This window comes from Bifidobacterium sp. UTCIF-1, from assembly GCF_006408915.1.
Lineage (GTDB): Bacteria > Actinomycetota > Actinomycetes > Actinomycetales > Bifidobacteriaceae > Bifidobacterium > Bifidobacterium reuteri.
The window spans coordinates 1-6,672 of the sequence record NZ_JFAG01000007.1 but is presented as its reverse complement, the minus strand read 5'-3'; the positions used below and the strand labels follow the sequence as shown (position 1 = coordinate 6,672).

At 60.6% G+C, this 6,672-nt stretch carries 3 protein-coding genes and 2 pseudogenes; 1 reads left to right on the top strand and 4 read right to left on the bottom strand.

From position 1 onward, the window contains the following. Both BW09_RS04335 and BW09_RS04330 read right to left on the bottom strand, forming a co-directional pair. A pseudogene (locus tag BW09_RS04335) lies at positions 1 to 1,039 on the bottom strand (hypothetical protein); the annotation flags it as partial. Positions 1,040 to 1,043: 4 nt separating this feature from the next. Beyond that, positions 1,044 to 1,970 (bottom strand): hypothetical protein, encoded by a 927-nt coding sequence (locus BW09_RS04330; protein ID WP_140463869.1) that lies wholly within the window; start codon positions 1,968 to 1,970, stop codon positions 1,044 to 1,046. A gap of 767 nt (positions 1,971 to 2,737) precedes the next feature. Here BW09_RS04330 and BW09_RS04325 point away from each other — a divergent pair. After that, positions 2,738 to 3,916 carry a class C sortase gene (locus tag BW09_RS04325; protein WP_140463871.1) on the top strand — a complete coding sequence of 393 codons (1,179 nt, stop codon included), beginning with the start codon at positions 2,738 to 2,740 and terminating at the stop codon, positions 3,914 to 3,916. 245 nt (positions 3,917 to 4,161) lie between these two features. Here the strand turns inward: BW09_RS04325 and recR are convergent, their stop codons facing one another. Both recR and BW09_RS04315 read right to left on the bottom strand, forming a co-directional pair. Beyond that, complete coding sequence (gene recR, locus BW09_RS04320) at positions 4,162 to 4,764, bottom strand: recombination mediator RecR (protein ID WP_044089433.1); 603 nt, start codon at positions 4,762 to 4,764, stop codon at positions 4,162 to 4,164. A gap of 14 nt (positions 4,765 to 4,778) precedes the next feature. Continuing rightward, positions 4,779 to 6,672 (bottom strand): annotated as a pseudogene (locus BW09_RS04315) (hypothetical protein); the annotation flags it as partial.

Here is a 6,672-nt window from a genome sequence, read left to right as displayed (position 1 = left end):
TGTTTGACTCATCACTCCACTCAGGAGCTTGGTAATCATCGCTGAAACCATTGGCTTGGGTTATTGGAGTTCCATCCCAGTACCAATTCACAGCCGGTTCCGAGCGATCCATGAACCATGTATTCAGCAGTTTGAACGTACTTTCCGCATAGCCCTTACCTTTCGGATTCATCATTGCGAAGTCATCGCCAGCCATGTAATTGGCATAATGGTACTTATCGTTGGAATCGATGTTGTAGTCCACGTTGTTGTTGAACAGCGCGATATTGCCGCCCTCAGATGCCTCGCCTTTACCCGACGGGCACAACCACAGGCCACCGCCGAAGTGCCCGGCGACGTTGCTTTCGGCCACGGCCTTGCCCATGAATGCAGTGGTATTCTCCTCCGTATACACGGCACCGCCAAGATAGCCGGATGTGTTGCCCTCAAAGACACCACCCATGAAGTAAGCGATAGATTTGGGATTATCCTTGTCAAATCCCTGAAGGAAGATCGCTCCACCGGCGCCACCAGTAGGAAGAACTTTCTTCGTTGCGTCGTCATTCAGGTACTGGGTATTCTGCTCGCCTACGCCGACTGCGGTCCAGTTTCCGGTGAATGTCGGCTTCTTGGAGCTGTCAAGCGGATCATTGAACACCCACAGATTGCCGTGTGCGTAGATCGCGCCACCACCGGTCATGAACGCGGCCGCATTGGCGTGGTTCTTGGAGAAGGTCACCTCGCCTTGGATAGTGAGTTCGCCGGCATCAGTATGAATAGCACCGCCACCGACATATCCTGAATGTGAACCGCTGCAAGAAGGAACCGTGCTACCATCATCGTTTCGTATGCAGTAGCTCATCTCCTGCGCATTCTCGGTAAACGTACCGCCCGTGATGGTGGTAGAGCCCGCAGGCTGCGCGATAACACCGCCGCCAGCACCATATGACACGTTGGACTTAAAAGTGCCTCCAGAAACGGAAAGTGTGCCACTATTGAATACTACGCCACCGAGTTTATTTGCAGAGTTGCCAATGAACTCGCCACCGGCAACTGTCATTTCGCTACCCCCCCATGTTGCGCAGCACACCACCGCCCTGCCATCCGCCAGCTCCAGTGGAGGTGGATTTGTTATTCTCAAAAGTCCCACCGCTGACAACCGTCTTCGCACCATTTGTCTGGTACAGCACGCCGGCGTTTACTGCACTGTTGCCGGAGAATGTGCCGTCGTTAATAGCGATAGTTCCTGAATCCGCATACAGTACAGCAGCGGTCCCCGCTTTGTTATCTACAAAAGTGCCGTTGTTGATAATGACTGAGCCACCAGTCACTTTTATGACTCCACCGTTCGCATATCCGGTGTCAGCGGTGTCCACACCAGAGAATACGCCATTGTTCACGGTCAGTCTGCCACCGTTGTTCACCAAGACGAGCCAACGCTTACCGTTCTTGTAAGTGAAGTTCGCGTCCTTTGCGTCCGCACCAATCGTCAGCTTACCGTTGACGATGAGCACACCATTGCCGGCCGTCGCAGCGTTGATCGACGAATCCAAGCCATCTTTGGCAGTCAACGTAACATCTGCATCTGCGGGAATAACAATCGAATCGCCGGCATCAATCTTCGTCGCAATCGTCACAGTACCTGACTGGCTCATGCAGCTGGAGAGCATGGCCCAATCCTGCACGCTATCGCATCCGGCAGCTGCGGGCGCGAGCTGGGGAGTTGAGGAACCGTTCGCGGTATTGGCATCCGTGCTGTTCGCGGCATCGCTGGCGGAGCCTGCGGAGGTATCGCTTTGAGAATCAGAATTGGAGCCGGAGCCGGAGTCCCCAGCCTGCGGGTTCGCGGTCTGTGAAGCGGCGGCGGAATTCGGGTCGCCGGTTTCGGTAATGCCGTTGGCGGTGTTCTGAGCCAATGCCGGGGTGGCATATGCCAGCAGCAACGCCGCTGAAGCGACTGCGGCACACGCTGCTTCGCCGATCTTCTTCACTCGACTCGGTATGTGCAATCCGTTGAACATAAACCCCGCTCGATTACTCTTCACAACAAATTTTTATCGATAAAAAGAGTCATAACTTTTTATCGCAAAAAGAACCACAGTTATCAGTAGTCCCTCACCGTTGATTGGACGATCCAAACTACCTTTCGCTCTTCCAAGCTCTGTATACCTTGATACCCCCCCGACACCCTTTGTCAAGTAATTGCAACGTTGTTAACGCTCTCAAGCACCCTCGTAAACCATTGCAAATACAGCGTTCTCACCCCATTCCACCAGGCGGAAAATAATCCGAAAATAGGGGGTATGCAACGGGGGATACACCGGTTACGCGCGTGTCGCATGCGCCAAGCGGGCGGTACGAGCACAACGTAGTCAGCAGCGCAGCACCCGGATATCGTACGGTCCAGACGCCGCACAATCCGGATACTGCACGGTTCCGGCATCGCACCGTTCAAACACCGCACGACCCAAGCACCGCACGGTTCCGGCATCGCGCATAATCCCGTGTACAATCCCGTGCACCGTGGCTCTGGCAGCCCACTCCGTCGAACGCTCCGCCCCGCCCGCCATATCCAGCATTCCGCGATATTCGTACGGGGGTTTGTACGGTGGCCGCAACGCGGAGTAACGTGGGCGAACGTATGGGGCGCTCCGGCGAACAACATCGGCGATTGAGATTCGTCTCGGTCATGCAAGGTTGCTCGCCATGGAATCACCCACCTGGACATGGTCCGACACAACAGCAGGGAGGCGGCGCGATGATACGGGGGCGCAATGGCACAGGACGGCACAAACGCCCGACTTCAGCGCCGACTGCGGCGGCCACACAAGCTCAACAAGCCCCGTCGGCGGCAGTCACACGGCAAGCCCCAGCAGCAGCGGCAGTCACTCCGTCAGTCTCGCCCGCACATACCGACTCATTCGCCCCCACCCGGTTCGCCGAGGCTACCGATATCTCCGATCTTGCCGCCGAGCGACGTCGCCTGCAGCGCAACCTCATCGTGATGCGCGTCATCACCATCCTGCTGTTGGTCGCGGCACTGGCAGTGGCCTGCTTCCCGCTGGCCCTGCAGTTCCAGTCCAGCATGGAGCTGGCCAAAACCGCAGCGACCAGCGCGCAGAACGTGGCGAACTGGCCGTACCCTCAAGCCGAGGACGCGCTCAAAGCCGCGCGCGCGTACAACGAGAAGCTCGCGCAGTCCGGGCAGCCGATACTCGGCGAGGCGGTGGACCCGTTCTCCGGAGCACAAGGCGGCTCGCAGGCCAGCGGCGAGGATTCCGCATCGTCGAAGGACAAGGAATACCAGAGCCTGCTCAACGCGGGCGATGAGGTGATGGGCACCATCAAAGTGCCGAAGCAGTCCATAGACCTGCCCATTTACCACGGCACATCCGAAGAGGCGCTGGCCTCGGGTGCCGGGCACCTGTACGGTTCATCGCTGCCAGTGGGCGGCAAATCCACGCATTCGGTGATCACCGGACACCGTGGACTCGTGGAGGCGATGATGTTCACGCGCCTCGACGAGATGAAGAAGGGCGATTTCTTCTACATCGAGGTGATGGGCCAGACCTTGGGCTACGAGGTGGACCGCATCTCCGTGATCCTGCCGAACGACACCTCGCAGCTCAAGATCGTGCCGGGCGAGGACCGCGTGACGCTGATGACCTGCACGCCATACGGCGTGAACACGCACCGGTTGCTGGTCTCCGGACACCGTGTGGCGATTCCGATCCCCGCGCCCAAGCCGAATGACGTGCATGATGCGCGCAATATCGCTATTGCGGTCGGCCTCGGCGTGCTGCTGCTCGGATGGCTGGTCGTGCTGTTCGCGCGGCGGCATCAGAGCGCGCTCATAATGCGCCACGCGGCATGGTGGCCGTGGCGCAAGCGTCGCGGCGATAGGCCGAACGACACGATTGGCTCGTTCGGGGAGTAGCGGTCTGGGCGGCAATACACGGCGGCACTACGCAACGGCACTACACGACGGCATCGCACGCTGGAATCGCACCTTTTGAAACTTTTGATTTTTTTGAAAGTTTTGATTTCGTCACCATGCATCTGATTGGTGCGTCTGGTCTACCGGAGGCGGAGCGGAGAGCTATACCACTTTCGTATCGTGATAAGTATAATCACGATACGAAAACCAACTAACGTCTGTAGACTCTAGGCGGTCACGCAACCTTAGGCTTCGCGGCGGCCGGCGAGGGCGCGGCCGAGGGTGACTTCGTCGGCGTATTCGAGGTCGGAGCCCACGGGCAGACCGCTGGCCAGACGCGTGATCTTGACGCCGACCGGACGCAGCAGCTGGGCGAGATAGCTGGTGGTGGCCTCGCCTTCGATGTTCGGGTCGAGGGCCATGATCACCTCTTTGACCTCCTTGGTCTCCAGCCTTTTCAACAGGCCGGGAATCCTCAGGTCGGCTGGGCCGACGTTGGCCATCGGGTTGATGGCGCCGCCGAGCACATGGTAGAGGCCGCGATATTCGCGCGTGCGCTCGATGCTCATCACGTCTTTGGGCTCCTCCACCACGCAGATGGTCGCGCGATCGCGCCTCGGGTCGGCGCACACCGGGCAGGGGCTGGTCTCACACACGTTGCCGCAGATGTCGCAGAAGCGCACCTTGGCCTTGACCTCCTCGATGGCCTCAGCAAGCTCGCGCGCCTCGTCGTCCGGCGCGGACAGCAGGTAAAAGGCGATGCGTTGCGCGCCCTTCGGCCCGATGCCGGGAAGGTTGCCGAAGGCGTCGATCAGACGCTGGATGGCGCCATCATAGGCAAGTGCCATGGTTGTGTTGCTCCTTATTCACCGAGGTGCTTCTTGGCGGGCTGGATGTTCTTCGGATTCTTCGGGTCGTCTGCGGCGTATTCCTTGACGTCCTTGACCTCGAACATCTTCTTCAGGTCGTCCAGGCTCATGGCGCGCGAATCGCCAAGCGACTGGTCGTTCATCGAGTATTCGTCGTCGTCCGGGTCCACCTGCGGCGTGGGCGCTGGAGCGGATTGCTGCGGCGGCTGGTTCCATGGGTCGGCGTTCGGGCCATCGTTCCGCAAACCTGCGTTGGCGGCTGCCGCTTGCTGGAATCCTGCACCAGCAGCTGCCTGCGGAGGATAACCCTGCTGCGGCGCCTGCGACTGCTCCCACCCGCTGGCTGCATGCTGCTGCTGCGGCGGCTGGTTCCATGGGTCGTCATCCGGCGGGACCGGCTGCTGCCCTGTTTGAAGGTTCGCCGGAGCGGGCTGGTTCCATGGGTCAGGCTCTGCTGTGGCCGGTTGCGCGGGAGCAGGTTGATTCCAAGGATCCGGCTGGGTTGCGGATTGTGCGGGGATGGGCTGTGCAGGTGGCAGGACCTGCGCGGATTGCGACGGAGCAGGTTGGCTCCACGGATCGTTCTCTACGGTGGCCGCAGGGCTCGGCTGGCTCCAAGGGTCTATGCCATCGCTGATATCCGGTACGGGCACATGCTTCTTATGATGTTCAGCATGCGCCGAAGCGGATGAAGTGGCTGAGCCGGGTGCAGCCTCGGTAGGACTTGAAGCCGGATGAGCCCAAGGGTCATCGTCAGGCAAGGTGTTGCCGCCCAGGTGCCCTGATTGCCCCACTGATTGCTGCGATGCCACGGGCATTGCCGGAGTCGCCGACGCTCCCGGAGCCATCGCAGCTGCTGACGACACGGGAGCTTGAGACGCATCCGATGTGGGCAGAGCCGCAACTCGGCCCGCAGCTTGGTCCGCGGATTGGGACGCGCCTCGGTGGCTGTCGTCAGCGTCTTCGCCCTGGCCGGACGCCGCGGGCTTCTGTTCCTTGGAATCGCTGCCAAGGTGCGCACCTAAACCGGAACCCAGACTTGCGGCAGCGAGACCGGCTTTGGCGAGCGCAATCTGCTGCTTGACCTTGGCCAGCTGTTCGGGGCTCATGCGTTTGACGGATTCCACCCGTTCGCCGTTGGCGGCCACCTGCGTGGGCGCGATCACCGTGTTCGGGCCGAATTCCTTACGCACGGCATCCTGCACCACAATCGCGGCCTTCTTGCCGCTTGAATCCACGGCGAGCGCGAACGCATGCTGGCTGAGCGACTGGTCAAACGTGAGCGAAAGACACGGCAGACCCTTGCGGTTCTGGCCGAACCTCACACTCGGCACCTTGGCACGGGTCACATATTCTCGGATATCCTCAGGCAAGGCATTCACGGCGGCATTCCACTTCTCATCCACCGAACGGGTGTCGTTCGCAGGTGCGGCGGCCGTCGCTCCTGCCGGTGCAGTCGTATTCGCGGGTTCCTGCATTGCGGGTTGAGCCGGCTGCTGCGCGGGTGCGGAGGTTTGCACAGGCTGTCCCCAACCCGTTGGCTCACCGGCCGACGGCGCTGCGGACCGCTCATACACCCACCCTTGCGCAGCCGGCTGAGTCGTTTCGGATTGAACCTGAGCCGACTGAGCGGGAGCTGATTGAACGGGTGCCGACTGAATCGAAGCCGCAGGAGCTTGCTGAACCTGCTGGTTGCGCGCAGCGCCGGAGAATCCACCTTGCGACACAGCGGACGTTCCGGATGCGCCAGACCCCCCGGACGCACCAGACGCGCCCGCGAATCCGCCCGGTGCAGAGCCCGCGCCCGCATTGCGCGACGCTCCCGCGAAACCACCCGATCCGGCGTGATGCCGAGCGCCGGCGGCACCGGCGTTGCCGCCAGTGGCG